Source organism: Prauserella muralis, from assembly GCF_003202285.1.
Lineage (GTDB): Bacteria > Actinomycetota > Actinomycetes > Mycobacteriales > Pseudonocardiaceae > Prauserella_B > Prauserella_B muralis.
Genome location: NZ_MASW01000004.1, coordinates 49,235 through 76,137 on the forward strand (window position 1 = coordinate 49,235; position 26,903 = coordinate 76,137).

Consider the following 26,903-nt stretch of genomic DNA (forward strand, 5'->3'; position numbering starts at 1 on the left):
CCGTCATGGTATACCATCTGCGCTCGCCGCAGCCGGACCAGTGACCGTCCCGAGCGCGGCGAGCACCGAACCGGGATCCAGCGGCAGCCCGGTCATCGCCGGGCGTCCGATCGCGTCGCTGACCGCACTGGCCACGGCCGCACCCGCGCCGGTCAGGCCACCTTCCCCCGCCCCGCGGGCACCCAGCGGGTTCGTCGTCGCGGGCGCGTCCTCGCACAGCACGATCTCCACTGCAGGCACCTCGGACGCCGTCGGCATCAGGTAGTCCATGAAGGTGGTGCACTGCGGCTGTCCGGACTCGTCGTAGCGGAACTCCTCCAGCAGCGCGCCGCCGACACCCTGCGCCACTCCCCCACGCAGCTGCCCCTCCACCAGCGCCGGGTTGACGGCACGGCCGACCTCGTAGGCGACGAGGTACCGCAGCACCGTGACCCCGCCGCTGCCGGGGTCGACCTCCACCACACACACGTGGGCCCCGTACGGGTAGGTCATCCGGTCGACGGCGAAGCGGTGCCGCGCGGACAACCCGGCGGGCTCGCCGTCGCGCAGCCACGGGCTTCCCGGCTGCGCGGCGAGCCAGACCTCGGCAAGGTCGAGTGCCCGCGCCGTGGCGGCGCCCCGGACGCGCACCACGCCGTCGGCGAGCTCGACGTCCTCCGGTGCCGCCTCGAGCACCTCGGCGCCGAGCTCACGCACCCGCAGGGCGACGGCGCGGCCCGCGCCGCGCACCGCGCTGCCCGCGACCACCGTCGACCGGCTCGCCCACGAGCCCGTGCCGAAGGGCTGCAGCGTGGTGTCGCCGTTGACCACGTCGACCCGGTCGACCGAGACCCCGAACTCGTCGGCCACGATCTGCGCCAGCACCGTCTCGATCCCCTGCCCCAGGGACGTGCCGCCCGAGTGCACGCGCACCCGGCCGGTGCTGGTGATCTCGACGTCGGCCGTGTCGTGCGGGCCGAGACCGCTCTTCTCCAGAAACAGCGACAGCCCGAGACCCAGCAGCCTGCCCTGTGCGCGACCGCGGGCCACCAGCTCCCGCCAGCCGAGCTCGTCCACTGTGTCCAGTGCGCGGTCCAGCAGCCTCGGGTAGTCCCCGCTGTCGAGCACCAGCTCCGTGCCCAGTGTGTGCATCGCGCGCGTGTGCGGCAGCTCGCCGGGCGTCAGCAGGTTCCGGCGCCGCAGCTCGACCCGGTCCATCCCCAGCTCGGCGGCAACCAGGTCGAGCAGCTGCTCCCTGGCCGCGGTGCCCTCGAACCGGCCGGGCGCGCGGTAGGTGCCGCACGGCGTCTTGTTCGTCAAGGCCACCCGCACGCGTCCCGAGTACGCGGGGACGCGGTACGGGCCCGGCAACATCGACAGCGTCAGCTCCGGGACGATCACCCCGTGGGTGCGCACGTAGGCGCCGTTGTCGTGCCACACGTCGTCGCGCAACCCGAGGATGGTCCCGTCCCCGGCCGCGGCGACCTCCAGGCGATGCCGTTGCTGGCGCGAGTGGTTGACCGCCACCAGGTGCTCGGCGCGGTCCTCCACCCAGGACACCGGGCGGCGGAGCCTGCGGGCGAGCCACGGGACGAGGAAGTCCTCCGGGTAGAACTCGCCCCGGACGCCGAACCCGCCGCCCGCGTCCACCGCGTGCAGGTGGATGACGGATTCGTCCACATCGAGCAGCTGGGCGAGCACCCGGCGGTTGAACCCGGGCACCTTGGTGGCGCCGAAGATCTCGACGCCGCCGGTGGCGGGCACGTAGTCGACCGTCAGCGCCCGCGGTTCCAGCGGCACGCCGCTGTGGCGCTGCACCGAGAACTCCAGCCGCGCCACGTGCGCCGCCCCGGCGAAGGCGGACTCGACGTCGCCGTAGCCGAGGCCGAAGTCCGCGACGACCTCGTCGTCCCCGGACCCGGCGTCGAGCCGGGCGGGCAGCTCGTCGATCTCGAGCTCCACGAGCTCGGCGGCGTCCTCGGCGAGGTAGGCGTCCTCGGCGGCGACCACGGCGAGCGGCTCGCCCACGTAGCGCACCGTGTGCGACGCCAGCACCGGCTGCAGCCGCTCTCCCGGGTCGGTGCCCTCGACGTGCAGCCGCACCGGGATGCGCAGATCCGCGGGCAGGTCCTCGGCCGTGACCACGTCGATCACCCCGGGCTGCGCCCGTGCCGCCTCCGTCGCGATCCGGCTGACGGTGCCGTGGGCGACCGGCGAACGCACGACGCGGACGTGGGCCATGCGCGGAAACTGGACGTCGGCGCCGAACCGCGCGTGCCCGGCCAGCAGCCTGCGGTCCTCCTTGCGCGGAACCCGCCTGCCGATCTGCTCAGTCATGGGCCTTCGCTGCCTGTTCCCGCCGCCGGGCGGCCACCTCCGTGACGGCCTCGACGATGCCCTGGTATCCGGTGCAGCGGCAGAGGTTGGCCGAGACCACCTCGCGCACCTCCCCCGGATCGGCCGAGCCCCCGCCCGCCAGATAGGCCTCGGCGAGCATCAGGAACCCGGGAGTGCAGAACCCGCACTGCAGGCCGTGGTGGCGGCTGAAGGCCTGCTGCAGGTCGTTGAGCTCGTCGCCGTCGGCGAGGCCCTCGACGGTGCGGATCTCACGCCCGTCCGCCTGGACGCCGAACACCAGGCACGCCCGCACCGGCTCCCCGTCGAGCAGCACCGTGCACGCCCCGCAGATGCCGTGTTCGCAGCCCAGGTGCGTCCCGGTGAGACCGAGCTCCTGGCGGAGCGTGTCCGCGAGCGTCCGCCGCGACTCCAGCACCAGTTCGTGCTCGCGGCCGTTGACGGTCAGGGTGACCAGGTGCTGGTCCTTCATGCGGTGTCCTCCCGCTCTGTCCGGGTTCCGGTCGTGAGCACCCGCAGGATGTCGGCAGGGCGGACCGGGATGTGGTCGAGGTCGGCTTCGCAGTCCCGCAGCGCGTCGTTGAGCGCGGCCAGGACCGCGGCGGGGGCGCCGATGGTGCCTCCCTCGCCCATGCCCTTGGCTCCGGTCTCGGTGAGCTCGCACGGTGTCTGCAGGTGGTGGACCGCCACCGGCGGGATCTCGCTCGCGGTGGGAACGAGGTAGTCCATGAACGTGCCCGCCAGCGGCTGCCCCTCCGGTGAGTACGTCAGCTCCTCGTACAGGGCGGCGGCGATGCCCTGGGCCACACCTCCGCGAACCTGGCCGTCGACCACGGTCGGGTTGACGACGACCCCGCAGTCCTCGACCACCAGGTAGTCGACGACCCGCGCGTCGCCGGTGCCCGGGTCCACCTCCACGAGCGCGGCGTGCGCGGCGTTGGAGAACATCCCGGGAGGATCGGCCGCCCCGCGCGCCTCGAGCAGCTGGTCGTGGTGGCGGGACAGGGTGTGCGAGCGGAAGTGCACGGTCGCGGCGATCTCCTCGACCGCCACGCGCGCCTCGGGCACGCCACGCACCCGGGCGTAGCCGTCGGCCAGCTCGATGTCGCCGGGGCCGACCTCGAGCAGCTCACCGGCGATGGCCTTGAGCCGGCCGGCGAGCGTGCGCGCCGCGACCGCCGCGGCGCCGCCGCCGATGACCAGTGACCGGCTGCCCCAGGTGCCCCACCCGAAGCTCACGAGGTCGGTGTCGCCCTGGCGCAGCTTGACCCGCTCGGGGCGGATGCCGAGGCGGTCCGCGACGATCTGCGCGAACGTCGTCTCGTGGCCCTGGCCGTGCCCGCAGGTGCCGCTGGTGACGACGACGTCGCCGCTGGCGTCCATGCGCACATGGGACACGTCGAACCCGGGGGTCATCTGCATCCTGCGCAGCCCCATCGTGGCCGTGCCGTAGGCGGTGCGCTCGGAGAAGTTGACGAGGCCGATCCCCCGGCGCAGCCCGTCGCCGCCTGCGCGGCGTTCCCACCAGCCCGCGTCGGTGACCTCCCGCACGCAGCGCTCCAGCGCCTCGAGGTACGAGCCGGGTTCGTAGGTGATGCCGTTGGGCCCGGTGTAGGGGAACTCGTGCGGGGCGATGGTGTTGCGCCTGCGGATCTCGACGCGGTCGATGCCGAGCCTGCGGGCCGCCTTGTCCAGCAGGCGTTCCATCACCAGCACGATCTGCGGGCGGGAGACGCCGCGGTAGGGCGCCGTGGGCGGCTTGTTGGTGGCGACGCCCCTGGCCCGCGCGGCGTAGCGGCCCACCTTGTAGACGCCGGGCAGCTCGGTGGCCGCCATGAGCGGTTCGACGCCGCAGCTGAACGGGTACGCCGAGTAGGCGCCGACGCTGCAGACGATGTCCGCGTCCACCCCGACGAACCGGCCCTCGGCGTCGAAGCCCGCCCGGACGCGGTACTCCTGCTCGTGGCCGTGGAACGCGGCGGTGAGGTTCTCCTGCCGGTCCTCGGTCCAGCGCACCGGCACGCGCCACCGGGCCGCGACGGCGGCGGCGACCACCTCCTCGCGCCCGACGACGCACTTGAGGCCGAAGCCGCCGCCGACGTCGGGCGCCACGACGCGGACCTGCCGTTCGGCGATGCCGAGCGCCTGCGCCACCCCGGTGCGCACCTGATGCGGAACCTGTGTCGAGCAGTGCAGCACCAGTTGCTCGTCGCGGTCGCGCCATTCGGCGAGGCAGGCGCGCGCCTCCATCGGCGCCGCCGTCACCCGGCCGCTGCGGAACGTCTCCTCCAGCACCAGCGGCGCGCGGGCGAGCGACTCGTCGAGCAGGTCGTCGGCGAACATCTGCAGGTCGACGAGGACGCCGTCCGGCGCCTCGGGATGCACGGGGGTGCTCGCGGCGTCGGCGAGGGACAGGACCGGATCGCACTCCTCGATGTCGCACCACACGCGCTCGGCCGCGTCCTCGGCGACGTAGCGTGACTCGGCCACGACCGCGACCACCGGCTCACCGGCATAGCGGACCCGGTCGTGCGCCAGCAACGGCATGCTCGTCGGCACGAACTCGTCGCGCTCCAGCACCGCGGTCAGCGAGGGATGCCCGAGGTCCGCCGCGGTGACCACGGCGAGCACGCCCGGCACGGCCCGCGCGTCCTCGGTGCCGATCCCGGCGATCCGCCCGGCGGCGACGGGGCTGCGGACGAACGCGAGATGGTGCGCGTGCGGCCGCGGGATGTCCTCGACGAAGGTGGCCGCGCCGCGCAGCATCCGCGGATCCTCCCTGCGCGGCACGGGCGTGCCCACCCAGCGGCCTGCCTGCGGCTCTCCCGCCTGACCGCCGGTCACGACGCTCCCCCTCGGGGTCGCGGTCCTGCCGGTCCTGCCTGCGCCTCGGCGAGCGCCCGCCTGGCCAGCGTGCCGACCAGGTGCCTGCGGTAGCCATGGTCACCGTCGTCGGGTCCGGTGCCCGGCGTGACGGCCTCGGCGGCCAGGCGGGCGGCCTCCGCCCACGCCCGCTCGCCCGGCTCGGCGCCCTCCAGGTACGCCTCGGCCTCCGGCACGCGCAACGGCTCGTTGGCGACCCCGCCGAGCACCATGCTGACGTCGTGACACCGGTTGTCGGTGATGTCGAAGGCGACGGCCACCGCCGCGATCGCGAAGTCCCCCCGGCGGCGCGCGTACTCCAGCAGCGTGCCGTGCCGCCGCGGCCGCCGGAACCGCGTCTCGAGCACGAGCTCACCCGGCAGCGCCGCCGTGGTGAGGAATCCGGTGAACCACTCGTCGCTCGGCACCGTGCGCGTGCCGTGCTCACCGAGGACGACGATCTCCGCGTCGTACAACCGCGCGAGCAGGCACCACTCCGCGGTGGGGTCCGCGTGCGCGATGCTGCCGCCCACCGTTCCCCGCGAGCGGATCGGGAAGTGGCCGATCCACCGCGCGGCGCCCGGCAGCACCGAGAATCCATTGTGGACATCCGGCTCCGTGCTGAGCTCGACCGACCGGTGCCGCGTCAGCGCGCCGACACGCAGCACGTCGCCGTCGCGCCGGATGTAGTCCAGACCGGACACGGGATTGATGTCCACCAGGGCCGTCGGCCGCGCCAGCCGGAAGTTCATCATCGGCACGAGGGACTGTCCACCGGCGAGGATCTTGGCGTCCTCGCCGAGTTCGAGCAGCAGCTCGGTGACCTCTTTCGGGGTGTAGGCCCGGTGATACTCGAACGGTGCTGGTTTCACACTCGGCTTCCCTTCCGTGGTTGATATACCATATCGCAAGAATCAGGCCGCGCAAAGGGCACGAGCCCGCCAAGCCCTTCCTTGACACCGGCTCCGCGGACGATATTTGATATACCGCGAGCGAAGGGACTACACACATGGACCTCAATCTCACCGACCAGGTCGCTTTCGTCACCGGCGCGAGCAAGGGAATCGGCAAGCAGGTGGCGCTCCGCCTCGCCCAGGAGGGCTGCGACGTCGCCATCACCGCACGCGGCCAGGAGGGCCTCGACAAGACCGCCACCGAGATCCAGTCCGAGACCGGCCGCAGGATCCTCCCCCTGGCCGGGGACATGAGCCGCGACGCCGACGTGCAACGCTGCGTCGCCGAGACCCTCCGCGAGCTCGGACCGATCGACGTGCTGGTCACCTGCGCGGGCAGCTCCCCCGGTGGGCTGCTGGAGGAACTCACCGAGGAACAGTGGATGCAGAGCCTCAACCTGAAGTTCCTCGGCTACGTCCGGACGGTGCGCGCCGTGGTGCCGCACATGGTCGAACGTGGCCGCGGCTCCATCGTGCTCGTCGTCGGCAACGACGGGCTCAAGCCCAGCTTCTGGGAGATGACGGCAGGCGCCGCCAACGCCGCCGACCTCAACTTCGCGTCCTCGATCGCCGACCAGTACGGCCCCAAGGGCGTCCGCGTCAACACGGTCAACCCCGGGCCGGTGGACACCGACCGCTGGGACGGTCTGGAGAAGGCGTTCGCGAGGGACATGGGCGTCGACCAGGCGGAGGCCCGGCGCCGCGCCGAGGCGTCGATCCCGCTGGGCCGCATCACCCAGCCCGAGGAGGTCGCCGCCCTGGTCGCCTTCCTCGCCTCCGACGTCGCCGCCAGCGTGCACGGCGCGCACGTGCCGATCGACGGCGCCCAGCGCAAGGCCCTGATGGAACGCTGACGTGAGGCTCGCGCACTCGTTCGTCCTCCGGCGCCCGCCCGCCGAGGTGTTCGACGCGTTGCTCGACGTCGAACGCGTCGCGACGTGCCTGCCCGGAGCCCACATCTCCGCACGGTCGGCGGACGGCGGGTACGACGGCGAGGTCACGGTCACGCTGGGGCCGCTCACCGCCTGCTACGCGGCCACCCTGCACGTGCTCGACGCCGATCGCGAGCGGCTGCGGCTCACGATCCGGGCGAAGGGGCGCGAGTCACGCGGCGCCGGAGACGCCGACGCGTTCGTGCGCACCCGGCTCCGCGCGGCCGAGGAGGGCACCCTCGTCGAGATCGACACCGAACTCGACGTCCGCGGCAGGGTCGCGCAGCTCGGCCGCGGCGTGCTCGCCGAGACCGCCGACGACACCGTGCGTGCCTTCGCCGCCAACCTGGAGACACTGCTGGCGCAGGGCTTCCCCGCGGCCGGCGAGCCGGCCGCCGCCGGCGCCGGGTTGCCGGAAGCAGCCGGGGACGAACGCCACCCGTCGCGTGCGGTGCGCGCGCGGTACCTACCCGCCGCGGCGGCCGCACTGGCCGCGGTGGCGGCCTATCTCGGCGCGCGGCGGCTGAACAGCACCCGCCGCCGGCGATGACGCGAGAACAGGAGTGACCCGTGCCGTACGCACTCACCGACGACGAGGTCCGGCTCTACTACGAGGAGGCGGGCACCGGGCCCGCCATCGTGTTCCTCCACGAGTTCGCGGGCGACCACCGCTCGTGGGAGCCGCAACTGCGGCACTTCTCCCGCACCCACCGCTGTCTCGTGTACGCGGCGCGCGGCTTCCCGCCGTCGGACGTCCCGGCGCGGCCCGAGTCCTACAGCCAGGAGCGGGCGGTCGCCGACGTCCTCGCGGTTCTCGACGCCGCGCAGGTGGAGCAGGCGATCCTGGTGGGCAACTCGATGGGCGGCTTCGGTGCCCTGCACTGCGCGCTGCGGCATCCGGAGCGGGTGCGCGGCGCGGTCGTCGCCGGGTGCGGCTACGGCGCGCACCCGGACACCGAGCACACCTTCCGCGCCGAGTCCGAGACGATCGCGGCCGCCTTCGAACAGGAGGGCTCGGCCGGGATGGCGCGCTGGTACGGGGTCGGGCCCGCGAGGGTGCAGTACGAGGCGAAGGACCCGCGCGGCCATGCCGAGCACGTCCGCATCCTCGCCGAGCACGACCCGGTGGGCGCCGCGCTGACGATGCGCGGGGTGCAGAAGCAGCGGCCCTCGCTGTACGCCCTGCGCGACGAGCTGGCCCGGTGCGCGCCGCCGGTCCTGCTGATCGCAGGCGACGAGGACGACGGCGTGCTCGAGACCAACCTGATGCTCAAGCGCACCATCCCCCGGTGCGGCCTGGCCGTGCTCCCCCGGTCCGGGCACGTCACCAACCTCGAGGAGCCGGAGCTGTTCAACCGGCTGGTCGAGCGGTTCTGCACCGCCGTCGACCACGGCACCTGGCGCGAGCGCGACCCGCGGGCCTGCGGCGCCTCGACGACGGGCGCCCGGCCGTGACCGGCAGCGCACCGCTGACGGCCGAGCGCACGCGGCACGGCCTGCTGTGCCTGCGGCTGGACCGGCCGCACCGCCGCAACGCCGTCGACGAGGCCACCGTGACGGCACTGCTCGACGCTCTCGAGAAGGACCCCTCCGCCGCCGTGCTGCTGGGCAGCACGGACCCCACGATCTTCTGCGCCGGTGCCGACCTCGGCATCTCCGACACCGAGCGCGCCCGGTGCAGCGACCTGCTCTACGAGACCTACACCCGCCTGACGACCAGGCCAGGGCTGACGATCGCGGTGGTCGAGGGACCGGCCGTGGGCGGCGGGGCTCAGCTCGCCGCCGCCGCGGACCTGCGGGTGGCCGGTCCGGGCTGCCGGTTCCGCTGGGTCGGTCCCGGGCACGGCCTCGCCGTCGGCGCCTGGGTGCTGCCCAGCCTCGTGGGCCGGGGCCTCGCGCTCGAACTGACGCTGGGAGGGCGCTGGGTCGACGCGCCGGAGGCGTTGCGGATCGGCCTCGTCAACGCCGTGCACGCCGAGCCATGGGCCGCGGCGGAAGAACTGGCCGCGACGGTCACCGCGGCGGACGCCGACGCCGTCGCCCGGGTCAAGTCGGTCACCGCCAGGGGCGGGCTGCTCGACCGGCTCACCGCCGAGCGCAACGGGAACCGGGAGGGGTGGTCGGGATCGATACCCCGGTGAGCCACGCGGGTGCCGCGTGGAGCGAAGCGGCGTGGCGCACGCACGTTCCCGGCGCCGATCGGTCCTTCGTGGACGGTCTCGGCGACTCCACGCTGCCGCTGCTGGCGCAGGCGAGCGCGCGGCGTTTCCCCGGCCGGGTCGCGGTCTCCGTGGACGGGGACGCGGTGACCCACGGCGAGCTCGACGCCGACGCGGCGGCCATCGGGGGCTGGCTGGCCGAGCGGATCGAGCCTGGGGACCGGGTGCTGCTGCGTGGCCCGTCCTCGACCGGCTTCGTGCGGTGCTATCTCGGGATCCTGCGCGCGGGAGGCGTGGTGGTCCCGGCCAATCCGGCGGCCACCGGTGCGGAACTGGCGCAGCTGGCCGGCGACTCGGCGGCGGCGCTGGCCCTGTTCGCCGATCCGGGGGCCGCGCCGCCGGGAGTGCCGGTGCACGCGGTGCACGACGTGCCCCGGGGAGGGCCCCTGCCGGTGGCGCCGCGCGACCCGGACGACGTGGCGCTGCTCGCCTACACCTCCGGCACCACCGGAAAGCCCAAGGGCGTGCCGCTGACCCACCGGCAGCTGCTGACCTCGATCCGCGCCGCGATGGCGGCGTGGCGGTGGTCGGCCGACGACACGCTGGTGCACGCGCTGCCCCTGTTCCACCAGCACGGCCTCGGCGGCGTCCACGCCAGCCTGATCGCGGGATCGACCGCCCGGCTGCGCTCGCGCTTCTCCCCCGACGCGATCGTCGAGGCCGCCCACGGGGCGACGGTCCTGTTCGCGGTGCCGACGATGTACGAGAGGCTGCTCGGCGCACCCGGTGCCGCCGAGGTGCTGGGCGCGCTGCGGCTGTGCGTGTGCGGCTCGGCGCCGTTGAGCGAGCAGCTGGCGAACCGGCTCGCGACCGGCCTCGGCCGGCTGCCCCTCGTCCGGTACGGCACGACCGAGTCGGGGCTGGACGTGTCGCATCCCTACGGCTCCGCCCGCGCCGACACCGTCGGCGTGCCGCTGCCCGGGGTGTCGCTGCGCCTGGTGAACGACGAGATCCAGCTGCGCGGCCCTCAGGTGTTCGCCGGGTACTGGAACGACCCCGCCGCGACGGCGGAGGCGTTCACCGAGGACGGCTGGTTCCGCACCGGCGACCTCGGGCGCATCGACGAGGACTCGGGGCACCTGGTGATCCGGGGCCGTAGCAAGGAGCTCATCATCACCGGCGGGATGAACGTCTACCCCCGCGAGGTCGAGGCCGCGCTGGAACGCCACCCCGCCGTCGTGGAGGCCGCCGTCGCGGGCCTGCCACACGAGCACTGGGGCGAGCAGGTGACGGCGTGGGTGGTGCTGCGCGACACCGTGCCCGCCGAGGAGCTCATCGACCACACGCGCGCGTTGCTCACGCCGTACAAGTGCCCCAAGGCCGTCCTGGTGGTGCCGGAGCTTCCCCGCAACCAGATGGGCAAGATCGCCCGCTCCGCACTCGACACGCCCGCCGGTCACGCGCTGCGCCGCGCGGAACGGATCGCCGGGCTGGGCGCCTTCACCGAGCTCTGCCCCGGTGCGCGGGCGCTGGCGGGCACCCCGGTGGCCGTCAAGGACGTCGTCGATGTCGCCGGTCAGACCGTGCGCAACGGGACCCCCGGGTTCGCCCACCGCAGGCCCACCCGGGATGCCGAGGTGTGGTCGCGGCTGCGCGACGCGGGACATGTCCTCATCGGACGGACGCGGCTGCCGGAGCTCGCGTGGTCCGTGGTCACGCCCGGCTGCCGCAACCCGTGGGACCCCGCGCGCGACACGGGCGGCTCCAGCGGCGGCTCCGCGGTCGCGGTGGCCACGGGTGTGGTGCCGCTGGCGGTGGGCACCGACACCGGAGGCTCGATCCGCATTCCCGCCGCGCTGTGCGGCGTCGCGGGACTCCGCCCGACACTGGGCTCCGTGCCGACGCGCGGGGTCACACCGCTCGCGCCGTCGATGGACACGGTCGGGCCGATCGCCCGCACCGCCGCGGACTGCCTGCGTGCGCACGAGCTGCTCGGCGGCGCCGTCCGGCCCGCGCCGGAGGAGGTCGCCGGGCTGACGGTGGGCCTGCCGTCCGCGTTGTGGTCGGGCCGGGCCGACCCGGAGGTGGCGCGGCTGCTCGACGCGGCCTGCGCTGCGCTGCGCGCGGCGGGCACGCGGATCGTGGAGGTCGACCTGCCGCTGGCCTGCCGGCACGCGCGGCGTGCGGGCTACACCATCATGCTCGCCGAGTCGGCCCGGCAGTGGTGGGCGCGGTACCAGGCAGGCGAGGGCGGGCTGGGTCCGGCCGTGGCGCAACGCCTGCGCGCGGGCAGCCAGGTGTCCGCGGAGGACTACGCCGAAGCCCACGCCACGGCAGGCGCGATCCGTGACGAGCTGGACGCGGCCTTCGGCGAGATCAGCGCGCTGCTGACACCGACCGTTGCGGTGACCGCCGCACCGCTGGAGGCCGGCACCGTGCGGCTCGGCGACAGGGAGGACGACCGCGAGGCGGCCTACTACCGGCTCACGGCGACCGCATCGGTCACCGGGCATCCGGCCCTGACCGTCCCCGCGGGACTGAGCGCGGAGGGCCTGCCGGTCGGCGCGCAGCTCATCGGCCCCCGGCACGAGGAGGCGCTGCTGTGCCTGCTGGGCACGGTCATCGAAGGCGGGCCCGAGGCGGTCGCGCTCGCCCGGCAACGGGAAGGGCTCGCGGCATGACGCCACCACACCCGAGGGACCTGCTCGGCATCCGGGAGCTGCTCGACGACGAGGAACGCCAGATCGCCGACACGGTCCGCGCGTTCGTCGCCAACGAGGTCGGCGACGCCGCGGGCCGCTGGTTCGAGGAGGCGACGTTCCCCGAGCGGCTCGTGCGGCCGCTCGGCGAGCTCGGACTGCTCGGAATGCACCTGACCGGCTACGGCTGCGCCGGCACGAGCGCCGTGGCGTACGGGCTGGCCTGCCTGGAGCTGGAGGCCGCCGACAGCGGGCTGCGCAGCTTCGTGTCCGTGCAGGGCTCGCTGGCGATGTTCCCGATCTGGAAGTACGGCTCGCCCGAGCAGAAGCAGCGCTGGTTGCCGCCGATGGCCCGCGGTGAGGCCGTCGGCTGCTTCGGGCTGACCGAGCCCGACCACGGCTCCGACCCCGGCGGAATGCGCACCACCGCGCGCCGGGACGGCCCGGACTGGGTGCTCAACGGCACCAAGGCGTGGATCACCAACGGCACCATCGCCGACGTGGCGGTGGTGTGGGCCCGCACCGACGACGGCGTCCGCGGGTTCCTGGTCCCCGCGGGCACGCCGGGATTCACCGCGCGGACGATCGGGCACAAGCTGTCCCTGCGCATGTCGGCCACGGCGGAACTGGTGCTGGAGGACGTCCGGCTTCCGGACACCGCGGTCCTGCCCGGCGTCACCGGCCTGCGCGGCCCCCTGTCGTGCCTGACCGAGGCGCGCTACGGCATCCTGTGGGGCGCGCTCGGCGCCGCGCGGGCCTGCTACGAGTCGGCGCTGGCCTACGCGCGCGACCGCGTGCAGTTCGGCAGGCCCATCGGCGGCTTCCAGCTGACCCAGCGGAAGCTGGTCGGCATGGCGCTGGAGCTCAACAAGGGCCTGCTGCTCGCCCTGCACCTCGGCCGCCGCAAGGACGAGGGCTCGCTGCCCCCGGAGCTGGTCAGCTTCGGCAAGCTGAGCAACGTGCGGGCGGCGATCGACATCGCCCGCACGGCGCGCACCATCCTGGGCGCCAACGGGATCAGTCTCGAGTATCCGGTCATCCGGCACGCAGCCAACCTGGAGTCGGTGCTCACCTACGAGGGCACCGAGGAGATGCACACGCTGGTGCTCGGGCAGCTGCTCACCGGGCAGGCCGCCTTCCGCTGACGGCACCGCAAGGGGCTACCCGGCAGGGCGGCCGTGCGTGAGAATCATCGTCGACGGGGCCGGTTCGCACCGGTGCGAGAGTGGCCGACGTGACCGAAGGAGCTCATCGTGGAGCAGAACGCGCTGGTCGAGGTCGGCCTGCCGGTCGCCTTGTTCCTCATCATGATCGGCATCGGGCTGACGCTCACCTCGAGGGACTTCGCCAGGGAGGCCAGGGACCCGCGCGGGATCATCGTCGGGACGCTCGGCCAGATCGTGCTGATGCCCGCGGTGGCGTTCCTGATCGCGTACCTGCTGTCGCTTCCGGCCGCGATCGCCGTCGGCCTCGTCATCATCGCCGCGTGCCCCGGCGGAACGACCTCGAACGTCATCGCCTACCTGGCGCGGGGCAACGTCGCGCTGTCCATCGTGCTGACCGTGCTGGCCAGCCTGATCACGATCGTGACCCTGCCGATCGCCGCCAACCTCGCGCTCCGGTGGCGACCCGCCGCGTCCGGCGCCTCGATCGAGGTGCCCGTGCTGCGCACCATCGCCCTGCTCGTCGCGATCGTGCTGGTCCCGGTGGCGATCGGCATGGCGATCCGCGCCCGGTGGCCCCGGCGTGCCGCCGCGCTCGAACGGGCGGTGTCGCTCTTCGGCGGGGTGGTGCTGGCCGTCCTCATCGTGGCGATCGCCGTCTCGCTCGGCGCCGACATCTGGACCTACCTCCGGCAGGCGGGCCTGGCCGCCATCCTGCTCAACCTCGGCGGGCTCGCCGTCGGCTACGGGATCGTGCGGCTGGCCCGCCTTTCCTTCGAGAGCCGTCTCACGGGTGCGATCGAGCTGGGGATCAAGAACGCCACCCTCGGCATCCTCATCGCCGTCAACGTGATCGGATCCGAGGCGCTGGCGGTGCCCTCGGCCGTCTACGGCGTGCTCATGTACGTCTCCGCCATCGGCGTGGTGGTCTACGGCCGCCGCCGGAGCCTGCGGGCGGCCACCGCGGGCAGGGCGGTTCCCGAGTCGCCGTAGGCGCCCGACCCGGTCAGCCCGCCACCGCGAGGTACTTGACCTCGAGATACTCCTCGATGCCCTCGTCGCCGCCTTCCCTGCCGAGTCCGGAGTGCTTGACGCCGCCGAACGGGCCGGCAGGGTTGCTGACCAGTCCCTGGTTGATGCCGACCATGCCCGTCTCGAGCTGCTCCCCGACGCGCAGGGCGCGGGCGAGGTCCCGGGTGAACACGTAGCCGACGAGGCCGTACCGGGTGTCGTTCGCCGCCGCGACCACCTCCTGCTCCTCGCGGAAGGTGCTCACCGCCGCGACCGGCCCGAAGATCTCCTCCCGGGTGAGCCGCGCCGTGCCGGGCACCTCGGTCAGCACCGCCGGGGCGTAGAAGAACCCGACGTCACCGCGGGGGCCGCCGCCGTGCAGCACGGCACCGTGCGCCACCGCATCGTCCACCAGTGCGCCGACCTTGTTCCGCTGCCGGGCGTCGATCAGCGGGCCGACGTCCGTTCCCGGTTCGGTGCCCCGGCCCACCCGCAGGGCCGTCATCCCGGCGGTCAGCCGCTCGGCGTACTCCCCGGCCACCGACTCGTGCACGAACACCCGGTTCGCGGCCACACAGGACTGCCCCATGTTGCGCATCTTGGCGAGCAGGGTGCCCTCGATCGCGGCGTCGAGGTCGGCGTCGTCGAACACGATCAGCGGTGCGTTGCCACCCAGCTCCATCGAGGTGCGCAGCACGTTGTCCGCCGCCTGCCGCAGCAGCAGCGCGCCCACGTCGGTCGAGCCGGTGAACGACAGCTTCCGCAGCCGCGGGTCGGCCAGCAGCGGCGCCACCACGGCCGCCGGATCGGTGGTGCTCACCACGTTGAGCACCCCCGGCGGCAGCCCCGCCTCGGCGAGCACGTCGGCCAGCACGAAGCTCGCCAGCGGGGTCAGCTCGGCGGGCTTGAGCACCATGGTGCACCCCGCCGCGACCGCGGCCCCGACCTTGCGGGTGCCCATCGCGAGCGGGAAGTTCCACGGCGTGATGAGCAGGCTCGGCCCCACCGGCTGCCGGTGGGTGATGAGCCGCTGCCCGCCGCCGGGTGCGGCCCGGTAACCGCCGCCCACGTGGGCGGCCTGCTCGGAGAACCACCGCAGGAACTCCGCCGCGTAGGCGACCTCGGCGCGGGACTCCGGCAACGGCTTGCCCATCTCCAGGGTGATCAGCAGCGCCAGGTCGTCGGTGCGGGCGACGAGTGCGTCGAAGGCCCGGCGCAGGATCTCGGCACGTTCCCTCGCCGCCGTCGCCGCCCACCCGTCCTGGGCGGCGACGGCGGCCTCGAGCGCGGCCGCCGCGTCGCCCGGCCCGCCGTCGGCCACCGCGGCGGTCAGCGGCAGTTCCGTCGCGGGGTCGGTCACCTCGAACGTCCGGCCGGACGCCGGGGCGCGCCACTCGCCCGCGACGAACACGCCGGCAGGCACGCTGGCCAGCACCCGGCGTTCCGCCTCGGCGCCGGGCTCGGACGTCGTGGTCTTCTCGATGGTCGGCATGGTCGTGTCCCTGGGTGTGCGGGCGGCGGTCACAGCGCGGCGGTGAGGATGGTCTCGACGTCGCGCCCGCTGAACTCCTTCGGATGGTTCACGCTCACGATGTCGTCGAGGGCGCCGCGGGCGATGCCGGGGATCATGCCCGCGTCGACACCGAGCTCGCGCAGCGGCAGCCGCGCCCCGACGTCCTCGGCGAGGTCGCGCACCGCGCCGATGGCGACGGCCGCGTCCTGGTCGGGGTTGCCCGAGCCCGGCAGCCCCATCGCCTGCGCCACCAGCGCGTAGGGTGCCGCGGCCACGTCGGCGGACCACTGCATGACCCGGTCGAGCACGGAGGTGAGCGCGAGGCCGTGCACGGCGCCGGTGTGGTTGGTGACGCTGTGCGCGATGCCGTGCACCAGGCCGAGTCCGCTCAGGGTGAGCGCGAGCCCGGCCAGGTGCGCTCCCATGATGAGCCTCGACCTGGCCTCCAGGTCCGTGCCGTCGTCGACCGCGGTGGCCAGGCTGGAGCCGACCAGGCGGATGGCCTGCGTGGCGTAGGCCGCCGACACGGGGTTGGCGCCCTTGGCCGCCAGCGACTCGATGCCGTGCACCAGGGCGTCCATCCCGGTCGCCGCGGTGGCGCGCGGAGGCAGCCCGACGGTCAGCTCCGGATCCAGCAGCGCGAACCGGGGCCGCACGCTGGCATGTCCGATGTAGACCTTGCAGCGGCGGGCCGGGTCCTCGAGGACGCCGAACCCGTTGGTCTCCGCGCCGGTTCCCGCCGTGGTGGGCACGGCGATGACCGGCAGCCCGGGCCACGGCGGCTCGGCGGTGTAGTCGAAGTCCCTGGCGACACCCGTGTTCGCGGCCACGATGGCGATACCCTTGGCGGCGTCCAGCGCCGAACCGCCGCCCACCGCGACCACGGCGGCCGCGCCGAACCGGCGGGCCTCGGCCGCTCCCTCGTCCACGGTCCGCGTGGTCGGGTTGGGCTCGACGCCCTCGTAGCAGGCGGTCTCGATCCCGGCACGGTCCAGGATCGCCAGCACCTTGCCGAGGATGCCGGTGGCGCGCATGCCCTGGTCGGTGACGACGAAGGCGCGCCGGTGCCCGACGCGGTCGACCGCGTCCGGCAGGTGCTCCACCACCGAGGCCCCGAAGTCGATGTGGGCGTGGGGCTCGATCCGCAACGCGGTCCCCGCCGGCGTGTCGAACGACTCGTTCATGTCACCCTCCCACCGCGGCCCGCAGGTTCACGCCCGCCAGGTCCTCGTAGAGGCGTACCGGGATCATCTCTCCGGCCAGGTCGCCGTAGGTCGTCTTGGCGCGCCGGTAGATCTGCTCCACCAGCGCGGACAGCTCGACCGGGACACCGGCCTCGCGCGAGACGTCCACGGCCAGCCCGAGATCCTTGCAGGCCAGCGCCATCGCGAAGGACTCGTCGTAGTCGCCACGTTCGATGATGCCGACGAGATCGTGCTCCACGACGTTGGAGTTGGCCGGGCTCGCGACGAGGGAGCGCCGCAGCACGCCGAGGTCGACGCCGACCTTGACCCCCAGGGTGAGCACCTCGGCGGCGGCGACGAGGTGCGCGAACCACAGCAGGTTGACCATCAGCTTGACGGTGTAGCCGGCGCCGTGCCCGCCGACAAGGAAGATCCGCTCGGGATCGCCGAGGATCCGCAGCAGCGGCAGGCACCGCTCGAACACCGCGGCGTCGCCGCCCGCGAAGATCTGCAGCGTGCCGTCGGCCGCGCCCCGTGCCATGCCGCTCACCGGGGCGTCCATGCGGTGCGCGCCGCGTGCCGCGATGCGCTCACCGGGTGCGTGTGCCGCCGCCGGGGTCGACGTCGACATGTCCAGCCACACGGCGCCCGCGGGCAGCGCGTCGGCCGCCCCTGCTCCGAGCAGGACGTCGGCCACCTGGCGCGGCCCGGGCAGCATCGTGATGAGCACGTCGGCCCGCGCCGCCGCCTCCGCCGGTGTCGCGGCCCACGTCGCGCCCAGCGCGACGTGGCGTTCGGCCGCGTGTCCGTCCCGGTCGTGCACCACGAGCGGGATGCCCGCGCGGAGGATGTTGAGCGCCATGGGACCACCCATGTGCCCGAGTCCGATGAATCCTACGTTCACGACTGACCTCATTCGTCGCACGAGTAATGCCGGTGGTGGATCAGGACAGGTCGATCCAGGTGGTCTTCAGGGCGGTGTACTCGTCGATGGCGTGCAGCGACTTGTCCCGCCCCGATCCTGATGCCTTCACTCCGCCGAACGGGGCGAAGACGTCGGTGGCGTCGAAGGTGTTGACCCACACCGTGCCTGCGCGCAGCTCCCGTGCGACGCGGTGGGCGACGGTCAGCTCACTCGTCCACACCGAGGCCGCGAGGCCGTAGGCGGTCTGGTTGGCCAGTGCCAGCCCTTCCTCGATGCCGGCGAACTCCGCCACCGCCAGCACGGGGCCGAAGATCTCCTCCTGCACGGCACGGCTGCCGTGCGGCACCCGGTCGAGCACGGCGGGCCGCAGGAAGTACCCGCCGCTTCCGGGATCGAGCCGGTCGCCCCCGGTCACCTCGGCGCCGTCACGCCTCGCGATGTCCACGTAGGACAGCACGCGGTCGAGCTGGGCCTGGTCGACGATCGGCCCCATCGTGGTCGCGGGATCGAGTGGGTCGCCGACGGTGAAGCCGTGGATGACATCGACGACCCTGCCCAGCAGGTCCTCCTTGATCGCGCGGTCGGCGAGCAGCCGGGATCCCGCGTTGCAGGTCTGCCCCGCGTTGTAGCAGATGCCCCAGGCGATCGCCTCCGCCGCCGCGTCCAGGTTCGCGCTGTCGGCCAGCACGAGCTGCGGTGACTTGCCCCCGGCCTCCAGCTGCACCTGCTTGCCGTTGGACTCGCCCGCGTAGCGGAGGAACAGCTTGCCGACCTGGCCGGAGCCGGTGAAGGCGATCTTGTCGACGTCGCCGTGCCTGCCCAGCGCCTGGCCTGCCTCCTGCCCCGTCCCGGGCACGACGTTGAACACCCCGTCGGGCAGCCCGGCCTCGACGGCGAGCCTGGCCAGCAGCAGCGCCGACAGCGACGACTGCTCGGCGGGCTTGAGCACGACGCTGTTGCCCGCCGCCAGCGCGGGAGCGATCTTCCACGAGGCGATGATCAGCGGGTAGTTCCACGGCACCACGGCACCGACCACGCCCAGCGGCTCGCGGGTGACGGTGACCAGCGCGCCCGGCCCGCTCGGTGCCACCTCGTCGTAGTGCTTGTCCAGCGCCTCGGCGTACCACTGGATGCAGAACGCGGCCGAGGCGACGTCGACGCGGACGGACTCGGTGATCGGCTTGCCGACGTCGAGCGTCTCCAGCAGGGCCAGCTCCTCGGTGTGCTCGCGGATACGCCCTGCCCACCGCAGCAGCACCTCCTTGCGCTCGCGCGGCGAGAGTCCCCGCCACCTGCCGTCCTCGAAGGCTCGGCGAGCGGCCCGCACGGCGGCGTCGACGTCCTGCTCGCCACCGCGCGCGACGAGGGCGACGACGCTGCCGTCGCGGGGGGTGCGCGACTCGAACGTGGCGCCGGATGCCGCGTCCCGGTAGCCGCCGTCGACGAACATCCTGCCCTCCGGCGTGACGTTCTCGGCCGCCCGCAGCCAGTCGTCGTGGCGTCGCCGCAGCAGCGCGGTCAGGTCAGCGCCCATCGTCCGATGGCCTCCTCGTCCAGCTCGATGCCGAGGCCCGGCGCGTCGGGAACGGCCACACAGCCGTCGGCGTCGATCCACAGTGGTCTGGTGAGCATGAAGTCGCGGCGGCCGGGGGTCCATCCCGGCGGGTCGTAGGGGAACTCGAAGTAGGGCCCGCCCCCGACGCCCGCGGCGACCTGCAGGTTGGCGAGCACGCCGATACCGTTGGTCCAGCTGTGCGGTGTGAACTGGCGGTTGCGGTGCAGGGCCAGCTCCGCCGCGGTCCGGCTGCGGTGCATCCCGGTCGAGAGCACGCAGTCCATCTGGTAGATGTCGAGCAGGTCATGGTCCAGATGCGACAACACGTCGTCGAAGGACGGCAGCATCTCCCCGCCCGCGATCCGTACTCCTGCCGACCGCCGCAGCTCGCGGAGGCCGCGCGTGTCGGAGTACGGCAGCGGTTCCTCGACCCAGAACACGCCGAGCTCCTCGAGCCTGCGCACGGTGCGCGTGACGGTTTTGAGGTCGAGCGCCGGCTCGACGTCACCGGCCATCCGCCACGACTGGTTCAGATCGACCATGATCGTGAAGTCGTCGCCGAGCGCCTCGCGGACGGCGCGGACGCCGCTGATGCCGCCCTCGATGTCACCGCGGTCGATGCGGATCTTCATCGCGCGGAAGCCCTGTTCCCGCGCGAGCAACGCCGACTCGGCGCGGGCCTGCGGCGGCTTCAGCTCCGCGGTCGACACGTAGGCGGGGAGCCGGTCGGCGACGTTGCCGAACAGCGCGGCGACGCTGGTGCCGGTGACCTGCCCGATGATGTCCCACAGGGCGGCCTCGAGTGGCCAGAACCGGCCCGCGTGGAAGTTGATCGTCTCGATGGTCCTGATGTGGCGCATGATCCGCAGCGGGTCAGTTCCGACGAACAGGTCCTCGAACGCCTCGAAACCGGCCATGGTGTCCCCCGATCCGACACCGACGATCCCCTGGTCGGTCTCCACCCGCACGAGGGTGGCGTCGAAGTGCGTGCGCGGCACGGGGTCCCAGGCCGCATGGAACGGCGGGTCGAGGTCGAGACGGAGCCGGTCCAGCCGAATGTTGGTGATCTTCATCCTCAGTCCGCCGAGTAGAAGGGGTTGCGGGGGGCGTCGCGAGCGTGGAGCACGTCGTCGAGGGCAGGTTCGGCCCGCGCCCCCGCACGCAGCGCGGTGCGCACCGCCTCGCGGTTGTTGCGGTAGATCTGGTCGGGGTCCGAGGCGGCCGGGTTCACCCAGACCGCCGTGATCAGTGCCAGGTCGTCGACCTCGCCGGCCGGGATCACGCCGTCGGCCACGGCGTCGGCGACACCCGCCGCCACCCCGGCCTGCGCCGGTCCCCAGTGCAGGTGGCCGTGCTCGTCGCCGGTGATGGTGGCCTTGTTGACGAACAGCGTCGCCGGTTTGACCGGCAGCCCGGGCCGGATGATCGCGACGAACGGCTGGTGTCCCGCGCTCGGACCGGCCAGCGCGGTGGACCACGCCGTGCCGACCGCGCCGTTGCGGGGCCCGAGCACGGTGTTGATGTGTGCCGCGTTGGCGCCGTCGCCGACGAAGCTCTCGCCGATCTGCACTCCGGTCACAGCTGAAGTCACAGCAGTCCCTCCTCCTGCAGCCAGCGCTGCGCCACGTCCTCGGCGTCGAGGCCTTCGACGTCGACCTGGGCGTTGAGCTGCTGCATCGTCGTGGTGTCGAGCCGCTCCGCCAGCGGCCCGAGGATGTCGGCGATCTCCGGATGCTGTTGCAGCGTCTGCTGTTTCAGCGTCGGAGCGCCCTGGTAGACGGGGAAGAATCGCTTGTCGTCATCGAGGACGGTGAGGCCGAGGTTCGCGATCCGGCCGTCGGTGGCGAACACCTCCCCGAAGTTGCAGGCGTCGCCCTTGCCGGTCTCGGCGTAGATGACGCCGGTGTCGAGCGTCTTGATCTGCTGGCGGGGGACGTCGATGCCGTAGGTCCGCAGCAGGCCGCTCAGCCCGTCGTCGCGGGCGGCGAACTCGCTCTCGACGCAGATGGTGACGGCCTGCGGCTGCGACCGCGCCAGCTCGGCGACGTCCGACAGGGTCTTCAGGCCGTGCTGCTCGGCGAAGCCGGTCCTGACCGCGAGCGCGTAGGTGTTGTTGAAGCCGGCGGGTTCGAGCCAGGCGATGCCGTTCTCGGCCGCGTCGTTCCGCTTCACCGCCTCGTACTGCTCGGCGGGGTCACTGATCGGCGTGGTGTTGCCGAGGTAGGTGATCCAGCCCGTGCCGGTGTACTCCCAGTAGAGGTCGACCTCGCCGGATTCGAGTGCCTTGCGGGTGTTGACCGACCCGGTGATGCGTTTCGGCTCCGCGTCGGCGCCGCGGGCCTCGAGCAGCTGCGCCGTCATCGCGGCGAGGATGTCCTGCTCGCTGAAGTCCTTGGCGCCGACGACGAAGGACGTCCCGGCGAGCGGGCCTTCCCCGCCGGAGGCGTCACCGCCGCATCCGGCGAGGCCGATCGCGGCGGCGCCCGCGACGGCGAGGGTCAGTACTGTGCGCATGGACATGGCGCTCTCCCGATACAGGTGAGGGATTCGACGGGCGGGTGCGGATCAGAGCCCGCGGGGACGGACGGAGTGTTCGAGGACGCCGGCGAGCCAGTCGAGGGCGAAGGCGACCACGGTGGTGAGCACGGCACCGGTGAGCAGGATCGGCGTCCGGGTGGTCTTGATCCCGGCCACGATGATGTCGCCGAGGCCGCCGGCGTTGACGAACGTCGCCACGGTGGCGACGCCGACGGACAGCACGATCGTGGTCCGCAGCCCGGCGAGCATCACCGGGACCGCGAGCGGCAGTTCGATCTTGCGCAGCACCTGTCCCGGGGTGAGGCCCATGCCGAACGCCGCCTCGACCAGGCTCCGGTCGACCTGCTGGATGCCGATGATCGTGTTGCGCAGCACCGGCAGGATCGCGGTGACCACCAGTGCCGCGATCGCCACGGTCTGCCCGATCGAGAACAGCATCGCCATGATCACGAGCACACCGAGTGCGGGCGCCGCCTGGCCCATGTTGGCCGCGGCGAGGGCCACCGGGGTGATCCAGCGTGCTCGCGGGCGGGTGAGCAGGATCCCCAGCGGCATCGCGATCGCCACGATGAGCAGGGACGCGATGGCGGTGAGCTTGAGATGCCGCAGGGTGGCGTCGCCGATCGCGCCCGCGTCGAGCACGCGTGCCTCGATGCTGTCCAGCTCCTGGCCGCTGACCCAGAGATACAGGGCGAGCAGGACGACGGCCAGTGCGGCGGGCGTGACCAGGTGCCGGGCCAGCTGCCCGCGCGACCAGCGGCGGCCCGGCCTGGCCGCGGAGGACGTCCCGAGGGTGTCAGCCGACATCGCGACCCCCCGGCTGCCCCGCTCGTGCCCACAGCTCGCAGATCCGGGTGAAGTCGAGGCTGCCGAGTACGGCCCCGTCCCGGTCGGTGACGTGGATGCGGTCCCTGCCGTTGCGCAACATCGCGTCGATGGCATCCCGGACGGTGTCCTCACCGGACACCGAAAGGCCACCGGAATCGTCACCCGGCGGGGCCAGCGCGATGTGCCGCAGCGCGTCGTCCACTGTGGTCAGCCCGGAGCGGCGGATGGCCGCCGCCGACCCGACGAACCCGGCGACGTACTCGTCGGCGGGTGCGGACAGGATCCGCTCCGGCGTGTCGAACTGGGCGATGACCGAGCGCTCCCGCAGCACGGCGATCCGGTCACCGAGCCGCAGCGCCTCGTCGAAGTCGTGGGTGACGAACACGATCGTCTTCCGCAGCTCCCGCTGCAGCTTGTGGAACTCGGTCTGCAGGTGTTCGCGCGTGATGGGGTCGGTGGCGCCGAACGGCTCGTCCATGAGCATCACCGGAGGGTCGGCGGCGAGCGCCCTGGCGACGCCGACGCGCTGCTGCTGGCCTCCGGACAGCTGCCGCGGGTAGCGGCCGCGGTAGGCGGACGGGTCGAGGCCGACGAGCTCCAGGAGCTCGTCGACGCGAGCGGCGATGGTGACCGCCTTCCAGCCGAGCAGCCTCGGCACCAGCCCGATGTTCTCCGCGATCGTCAGGTGCGGGAACAGGCCGATCTGCTGGATGACGTAACCAATGCGCCGTCGCAGCTCGGCAGGGTCGAGCCGCAGCACGTCCTCGCCGTTGATCAGGACGTGGCCGCTGGTGGGCTCGATGAGGCGGTTGATCATCTTCATGGTCGTGGTCTTGCCGCAGCCGGACGGCCCGAGCAGCATCACCAGCTCGCCCGCGGCGATGTCCATGGAGACGTCGTCGACCGCGGGTTCGGACTGTCCTGGATACCGCTTGGTGAGCGCGACCAGCTCAATGCGCGCGCCACCCTCGGCGGGTGCGGACCGGCGGCCTGCGGGACGGGACACGACGGTGGAACTGGACTCAGACACGGAGGCCCCTTGAGGTCGTGAGTCGGCGGATGACGATGAAGGCGGCATCGAAGACCAGCGCGAGGGCGACGACGCCGAGCGTGCCCGCGATGGCCTGGTTGAGGGCGTTGGCCGCCCCCAGCCGCGCCAGCCCGGCGAAGATCTCGTGGCCGAAGCCGGGTCCGGCGACGTAGGCCGCGATGGTGGCGATCGCGAACAGCAGCTGCGCCGACACCCTGATCCCGGTGATGATCACGGGCCAGGCCATCGGCAGCTGGACGCGCCACATCGCCCCCGTGCGGGACAGCCCCATGCCGTCCGCGGCCTCGAGAATCGCCGGGTCGACCGCGCGCAGCCCGGCGACGGTGTTGCGCACGATCGGCAGCAGGGAGTAGAGCACCAGCGCCGTCACCGACGGCACCCAGCCGAGCCCGAGCACCGGGATCAGCAGGGCGAGCAGGGCCAGCGAGGGAATCGTGAGCAGGCCCCCGGAGGCGGCCAGTGCGACGCCCGACCAGCGCGGGCTCTGCCAGGTCAGCATGCCGACGCTCACTCCGATGAGGACGGCCAGAGCCAGCGCGACCACGACGACCGCGAGATGCTCGGCGGCCATGGTCAGCAGGTCGTCCCAGTTGAACTCGAGGTACTCGGCGAACGACACCCGCCCACCTCCTTTGGTGTGACGTCGGTGTTCAGAAGGTAGAACCGCGGTGTCATATGGACAATGATGGTTGCTCTGACGGCAACTGATGCGAACGGAGGGATGGCCATGGCCGCCCGGGTGAACGCCGCGGGACTGCGCCGCGACCTGGAGATTCTCGACGTCCTCGCCCACGAGGCCGGGCCCCGCGGCGAGCCGCTCGGCGTCACGAGGGTCGCCGAGCTCGTCGGCAGGGAGAAGTCGCAGATCTCGCGTGCCCTGTCCTCCCTCGCCGAGGAGGGGCTGGTGGAACGTGACGACCGCTCGTCGGGCTACCGGCTGGGCTGGCGCCTCTACGCGCTCGCCGCCCGCACCTTCGAGTCGCGGCTGGTCGCGATCGCGACTCCGTACCTGCGCGCGGTCGTGACGCGGGTGCAGGAGACGACCGTGCTCTGCGTCCTGCGCGGCGACGACGTGCTCACCATCGCGAGCGAGACGCCGCCGCACGCGTTCCGGGGCGTGGGCTGGGAAGGCGTCTCCGTGCCCGCCGCGGCGACCTCCGCCGGGCGTGTGCTCGTGTCCGACTGGGACGCCGACACGATCCGGTCCTTTTTCACCGAACGCAAGCTGGCGGCCGCGGGCGAGCATCCCGCCATCCGCACCCCGGACCAGTTACTGGCCGAGCTGGAGCGGATCCGCGCCCGCGGCTACGCCACGGTGGACGAGGAGTTCGAACACGGTGTCGTCGGGTGTTCGGCTCCCGTGCGCGACTTCAACGGCCGCATCGTGGCGGCCGTGAACATCACCGCACCGAAGACCCGGCTCGGCGAGCGGCTGGACGCGGCGGGCCGCTTCGTCGCCAACGCCGCCCAGCAGCTCACCAGGCGACTCGTGGAGTCGCGGTAGGTCGAGCCCACGGCGCCGGCGACGCGCAGGGTTTCGCCTAGTTCCTGATGCCGTAGCGCAGCAGTGTCAGGCCGTTGTCGAACAGGGTGGCCTCGACGGGCGTCAGGTCGTGCCGGTCCGCGAACACGCGCGTTCCCCTCCCCCGCGACACCGGGCAGACCAGCAGCCGGACCTCGTCGACGAGGCCTGCGCCCAGCAGCGAGTGCATGAGCGTCAGGCTCCCCCACAGCCAGATGTCCTTGCCGTCCTGCTCCTTCAGCTGCCGGACGGTCGCGGCCGGGTCGGAGGTCACGGTTGCGGCGGGAAAGTCGCCCCACGGGGCGTCGTCCAGGGTCGACGAGGCGACGAACTTGGTGAGGTTGTTGAGCTTCTCGCCGTACTCGCCCTGGTCGTCGGCGTGCGGCCAGTAGTCCTTGGTCTGCGCGTAGGTGTTCGCGCCGAGAATCATCGTGTCCACCGAGTCGATGAACCCCATCAGGCTCGTCTTGAACGCGGGGTTGGTCTTCTCGGAAAACGGCTCCACCGACACGAAGCTGAGCCCGCCGTCCTCCTCCGCGGCGATGTTGTCGGCGGTGACCCACTGCTGGACCACGAGCTTGCGCATGGCTGTCCTCCCGGTACGTGTGACGGTGCGGCCACGGTGGCCGCCTCTGCCCTGAGACGGAGCCACCACGACGGTCTCGACATCGCGGCCCACCTGTCTTCCCGGAAGTCCTCGCCGCGGGGATCACATGACGTCTGAAGCCGCCCGATCCAGACTCGCATCAGTACTCTTTATGCATGCTGACTCTGACCCAGCTCACCGTGCTGGCCGCTGTCGCCCGGCACGGTTCGGTGACCGAGGCGGCGAAGGAACTGCACTACACCCAGCCTGCGGTCAGCCACCACCTCGCGCGGCTCGAAGCGGCCACCGGCGCGAAGCTGATCCAGCGGGTCGGCCGCGGCATCCGGCTCACCCCCGAAGGCGAGCTGCTGGCCGCCCGTGCCGCCGAGATCGTCGGCCGGGTGGACGCCGCGGCGACCGAGCTGGCCGCCCGGGTCGGGTTGCGGGCCGGGCGGGTCCGGATGGCCGGGTTCCAGTCGATCCTGAGCACCATCGTGCCCACGGCCGCCGCCACGCTGGCCAGGGCCCACCCCGGGATCGAGCTGGGACTCGTCGACGTCCATCCGGTCGAGGCGCTGCGGATGCTGCGCGCGGGCCAGGTCGACGTCGCGTTGGTCTTCCGCTACGCCGACACGCCGCGCGACGAGGACGGGTTCCGGCTCGTCCATCTGCTCGACGACCCGCTGTACCTGGTGACCTACGAGCCCGGGCGCACCATCGCCGACCACCGTGACGACACCTGGATCGGCGGGTGCGCACGGTGCCAGGAGGAACTGACCAGCGTGTGCCGGGCCGCCGGTTTCACCCCGCGCATCTCCTTGGTCAGCGACGACATGGTCGTCATGCAGGCCCTGGTCGCCGCCCGCATGGGCGTCACCACCCTGCCCGGGCTCGCCCTCCGCGCGCATCGGACGCCCGGGATCCACACCACCGAACTGCCCGACAACCCTCGCCACATCTACGCGGTCACCTACGGCGACCCGCCCGACCCACCGGCCACCACCGCACTCCTCCACGCCATCCAGGCCAGCATCTGACAACACCAGCGCCTGGCGATCCCGGCGTTCACCGGCCGGTGGTTCCCCGTG

The 26,903-nt window shown here is 72.8% G+C and carries 24 protein-coding genes; 9 read left to right on the forward strand and 15 right to left on the reverse strand.

What is annotated here, in order from left to right; genetic code table 11:
* Positions 1-3 precede the first annotated feature (3 nt).
* The 4 genes from BAY60_RS20245 to BAY60_RS20260 are packed head-to-tail and all read right to left on the reverse strand — an operon-like array spanning position 4 to position 6,068.
* Positions 4-2,316, reverse strand: coding sequence for a xanthine dehydrogenase family protein molybdopterin-binding subunit (locus BAY60_RS20245; protein WP_112282628.1), 2,313 nt, complete (start codon positions 2,314-2,316; stop codon positions 4-6).
* Entirely contained in the window at positions 2,309-2,806 is a 498-nt protein-coding gene (locus tag BAY60_RS20250) for a (2Fe-2S)-binding protein (RefSeq protein WP_112282629.1), read from the reverse strand. The genes BAY60_RS20245 and BAY60_RS20250 overlap by 8 nt, the downstream gene beginning before the upstream one ends.
* A complete protein-coding gene (locus BAY60_RS20255) occupies positions 2,803-5,178 on the reverse strand; it encodes a xanthine dehydrogenase family protein molybdopterin-binding subunit (protein WP_245992711.1) in 2,376 nt (791 codons plus the stop codon). The genes BAY60_RS20250 and BAY60_RS20255 overlap by 4 nt, the downstream gene beginning before the upstream one ends.
* The gene (locus tag BAY60_RS20260) at positions 5,175-6,068 is read right to left on the reverse strand and encodes an FAD binding domain-containing protein (protein WP_112282630.1); all 894 of its coding nucleotides are present in this window, start codon (positions 6,066-6,068) and stop codon (positions 5,175-5,177) included. The genes BAY60_RS20255 and BAY60_RS20260 overlap by 4 nt, the downstream gene beginning before the upstream one ends.
* Positions 6,069-6,205: 137 nt before the next feature.
* On the opposite strand from BAY60_RS20260, the gene BAY60_RS20265 reads away from it, so the two are divergent.
* The 7 genes from BAY60_RS20265 (at position 6,206) to BAY60_RS20295 (ending at position 14,095) form a co-directional block, all read left to right on the forward strand.
* Positions 6,206-7,003, forward strand: coding sequence for an SDR family NAD(P)-dependent oxidoreductase (locus BAY60_RS20265; protein WP_112282631.1), 798 nt, complete (start codon positions 6,206-6,208; stop codon positions 7,001-7,003).
* 1 nt (position 7,004) lies between these two features.
* Entirely contained in the window at positions 7,005-7,631 is a 627-nt protein-coding gene (locus BAY60_RS20270; protein WP_112282632.1) for an SRPBCC family protein, read from the forward strand.
* Positions 7,632-7,651: 20 nt separating this feature from the next.
* Positions 7,652-8,536, forward strand: a complete 885-nt coding sequence (locus tag BAY60_RS20275; protein ID WP_112282633.1) for an alpha/beta fold hydrolase — start codon at positions 7,652-7,654, stop codon at positions 8,534-8,536.
* Positions 8,533-9,222 carry an enoyl-CoA hydratase/isomerase family protein gene (locus BAY60_RS37995; protein ID WP_170160486.1) on the forward strand — a complete coding sequence of 230 codons (690 nt, stop codon included), beginning with the start codon at positions 8,533-8,535 and terminating at the stop codon, positions 9,220-9,222. The genes BAY60_RS20275 and BAY60_RS37995 overlap by 4 nt, the downstream gene beginning before the upstream one ends.
* The gene (locus BAY60_RS38000; RefSeq protein WP_245992712.1) at positions 9,198-11,921 is read left to right on the forward strand and encodes an amidase family protein; all 2,724 of its coding nucleotides are present in this window, start codon (positions 9,198-9,200) and stop codon (positions 11,919-11,921) included. The genes BAY60_RS37995 and BAY60_RS38000 overlap by 25 nt, the downstream gene beginning before the upstream one ends.
* On the forward strand, positions 11,918-13,084 hold the full coding sequence (locus tag BAY60_RS20290; protein WP_112282635.1) for an acyl-CoA dehydrogenase family protein: 1,167 nt from the start codon (positions 11,918-11,920) through the stop codon (positions 13,082-13,084). The genes BAY60_RS38000 and BAY60_RS20290 overlap by 4 nt, the downstream gene beginning before the upstream one ends.
* A gap of 108 nt (positions 13,085-13,192) precedes the next feature.
* Positions 13,193-14,095 (forward strand): bile acid:sodium symporter family protein, encoded by a 903-nt coding sequence (locus BAY60_RS20295; RefSeq protein ID WP_112282636.1) that lies wholly within the window; start codon positions 13,193-13,195, stop codon positions 14,093-14,095.
* A 13-nt stretch (positions 14,096-14,108) separates the two neighbouring features.
* Here the strand turns inward: BAY60_RS20295 and BAY60_RS20300 are convergent, their stop codons facing one another.
* Genes BAY60_RS20300 through BAY60_RS20345 form a run of 10 tightly spaced genes read right to left on the reverse strand, consistent with a single transcriptional unit; the run spans position 14,109 to position 24,326 of the window.
* Positions 14,109-15,605, reverse strand: coding sequence for an NAD-dependent succinate-semialdehyde dehydrogenase (locus BAY60_RS20300; protein WP_112282709.1), 1,497 nt, complete (start codon positions 15,603-15,605; stop codon positions 14,109-14,111).
* Between the two features lie 29 nt (positions 15,606-15,634).
* Positions 15,635-16,810, reverse strand: a complete 1,176-nt coding sequence (locus tag BAY60_RS20305) for an iron-containing alcohol dehydrogenase family protein (RefSeq protein ID WP_112282637.1) — start codon at positions 16,808-16,810, stop codon at positions 15,635-15,637.
* Between the two features lies 1 nt (position 16,811).
* Positions 16,812-17,714: an NAD(P)-dependent oxidoreductase gene (locus BAY60_RS20310; RefSeq protein WP_112282638.1), complete on the reverse strand. Its 903-nt coding sequence runs from the start codon at positions 17,712-17,714 to the stop codon at positions 16,812-16,814.
* Between the two features lie 40 nt (positions 17,715-17,754).
* Positions 17,755-19,269, reverse strand: a complete 1,515-nt coding sequence (locus BAY60_RS20315; RefSeq protein WP_112282639.1) for an aldehyde dehydrogenase — start codon at positions 19,267-19,269, stop codon at positions 17,755-17,757.
* Positions 19,254-20,363 (reverse strand): mandelate racemase/muconate lactonizing enzyme family protein, encoded by a 1,110-nt coding sequence (locus tag BAY60_RS20320; protein ID WP_112282640.1) that lies wholly within the window; start codon positions 20,361-20,363, stop codon positions 19,254-19,256. The genes BAY60_RS20315 and BAY60_RS20320 overlap by 16 nt, the downstream gene beginning before the upstream one ends.
* Positions 20,364-20,365: 2 nt before the next feature.
* Positions 20,366-20,881 (reverse strand): formaldehyde-activating enzyme, encoded by a 516-nt coding sequence (fae, locus tag BAY60_RS20325; protein ID WP_211330404.1) that lies wholly within the window; start codon positions 20,879-20,881, stop codon positions 20,366-20,368.
* Positions 20,878-21,810 carry a glycine betaine ABC transporter substrate-binding protein gene (locus tag BAY60_RS20330; protein WP_112282642.1) on the reverse strand — a complete coding sequence of 311 codons (933 nt, stop codon included), beginning with the start codon at positions 21,808-21,810 and terminating at the stop codon, positions 20,878-20,880. The genes fae and BAY60_RS20330 overlap by 4 nt, the downstream gene beginning before the upstream one ends.
* A gap of 45 nt (positions 21,811-21,855) precedes the next feature.
* On the reverse strand, positions 21,856-22,635 hold the full coding sequence (locus tag BAY60_RS20335) for an ABC transporter permease (protein WP_112282643.1): 780 nt from the start codon (positions 22,633-22,635) through the stop codon (positions 21,856-21,858).
* On the reverse strand, positions 22,625-23,686 hold the full coding sequence (locus BAY60_RS20340) for an ABC transporter ATP-binding protein (protein WP_281272746.1): 1,062 nt from the start codon (positions 23,684-23,686) through the stop codon (positions 22,625-22,627). Before BAY60_RS20340 ends, BAY60_RS20335 begins: the two co-directional genes overlap by 11 nt.
* Positions 23,679-24,326, reverse strand: coding sequence for an ABC transporter permease (locus tag BAY60_RS20345; RefSeq protein ID WP_245992713.1), 648 nt, complete (start codon positions 24,324-24,326; stop codon positions 23,679-23,681). Before BAY60_RS20345 ends, BAY60_RS20340 begins: the two co-directional genes overlap by 8 nt.
* 108 nt (positions 24,327-24,434) lie before the next feature.
* Between BAY60_RS20345 and BAY60_RS20350 the strand changes: the two genes are divergently transcribed.
* Positions 24,435-25,211: an IclR family transcriptional regulator gene (locus tag BAY60_RS20350; RefSeq protein ID WP_112282711.1), complete on the forward strand. Its 777-nt coding sequence runs from the start codon at positions 24,435-24,437 to the stop codon at positions 25,209-25,211.
* A 37-nt stretch (positions 25,212-25,248) separates the two neighbouring features.
* Here the strand turns inward: BAY60_RS20350 and BAY60_RS20355 are convergent, their stop codons facing one another.
* Entirely contained in the window at positions 25,249-25,815 is a 567-nt protein-coding gene (locus tag BAY60_RS20355; RefSeq protein ID WP_112282645.1) for a dihydrofolate reductase family protein, read from the reverse strand.
* A gap of 176 nt (positions 25,816-25,991) precedes the next feature.
* On the opposite strand from BAY60_RS20355, the gene BAY60_RS20360 reads away from it, so the two are divergent.
* Positions 25,992-26,852, forward strand: coding sequence for a LysR family transcriptional regulator (locus tag BAY60_RS20360; RefSeq protein ID WP_112282646.1), 861 nt, complete (start codon positions 25,992-25,994; stop codon positions 26,850-26,852).
* Positions 26,853-26,903: the final 51 nt, after the last annotated feature.

Coding starts and splice junctions, on each gene's coding strand:
- BAY60_RS20360 (WP_112282646.1), top strand. CDS start 25,992: ATGCTGACTCTGACCCAGCTCACCGTGCTGGCCGCTGTCGCCCGGCAC.
- BAY60_RS20315 (WP_112282639.1), bottom strand. CDS start 19,269: ATGGGCGCTGACCTGACCGCGCTGCTGCGGCGACGCCACGACGACTGG.
- BAY60_RS20245 (WP_112282628.1), bottom strand. CDS start 2,316: ATGACTGAGCAGATCGGCAGGCGGGTTCCGCGCAAGGAGGACCGCAGG.
- BAY60_RS20335 (WP_112282643.1), bottom strand. CDS start 22,635: ATGTCGGCTGACACCCTCGGGACGTCCTCCGCGGCCAGGCCGGGCCGC.
- BAY60_RS20250 (WP_112282629.1), bottom strand. CDS start 2,806: ATGAAGGACCAGCACCTGGTCACCCTGACCGTCAACGGCCGCGAGCAC.
- BAY60_RS20320 (WP_112282640.1), bottom strand. CDS start 20,363: ATGAAGATCACCAACATTCGGCTGGACCGGCTCCGTCTCGACCTCGAC.
- BAY60_RS20290 (WP_112282635.1), top strand. CDS start 11,918: ATGACGCCACCACACCCGAGGGACCTGCTCGGCATCCGGGAGCTGCTC.
- BAY60_RS20350 (WP_112282711.1), top strand. CDS start 24,435: ATGGCCGCCCGGGTGAACGCCGCGGGACTGCGCCGCGACCTGGAGATT.
- BAY60_RS20305 (WP_112282637.1), bottom strand. CDS start 16,810: ATGAACGAGTCGTTCGACACGCCGGCGGGGACCGCGTTGCGGATCGAG.
- BAY60_RS20355 (WP_112282645.1), bottom strand. CDS start 25,815: ATGCGCAAGCTCGTGGTCCAGCAGTGGGTCACCGCCGACAACATCGCC.
- BAY60_RS20330 (WP_112282642.1), bottom strand. CDS start 21,810: ATGTCCATGCGCACAGTACTGACCCTCGCCGTCGCGGGCGCCGCCGCG.
- BAY60_RS20265 (WP_112282631.1), top strand. CDS start 6,206: ATGGACCTCAATCTCACCGACCAGGTCGCTTTCGTCACCGGCGCGAGC.
- BAY60_RS20300 (WP_112282709.1), bottom strand. CDS start 15,605: ATGCCGACCATCGAGAAGACCACGACGTCCGAGCCCGGCGCCGAGGCG.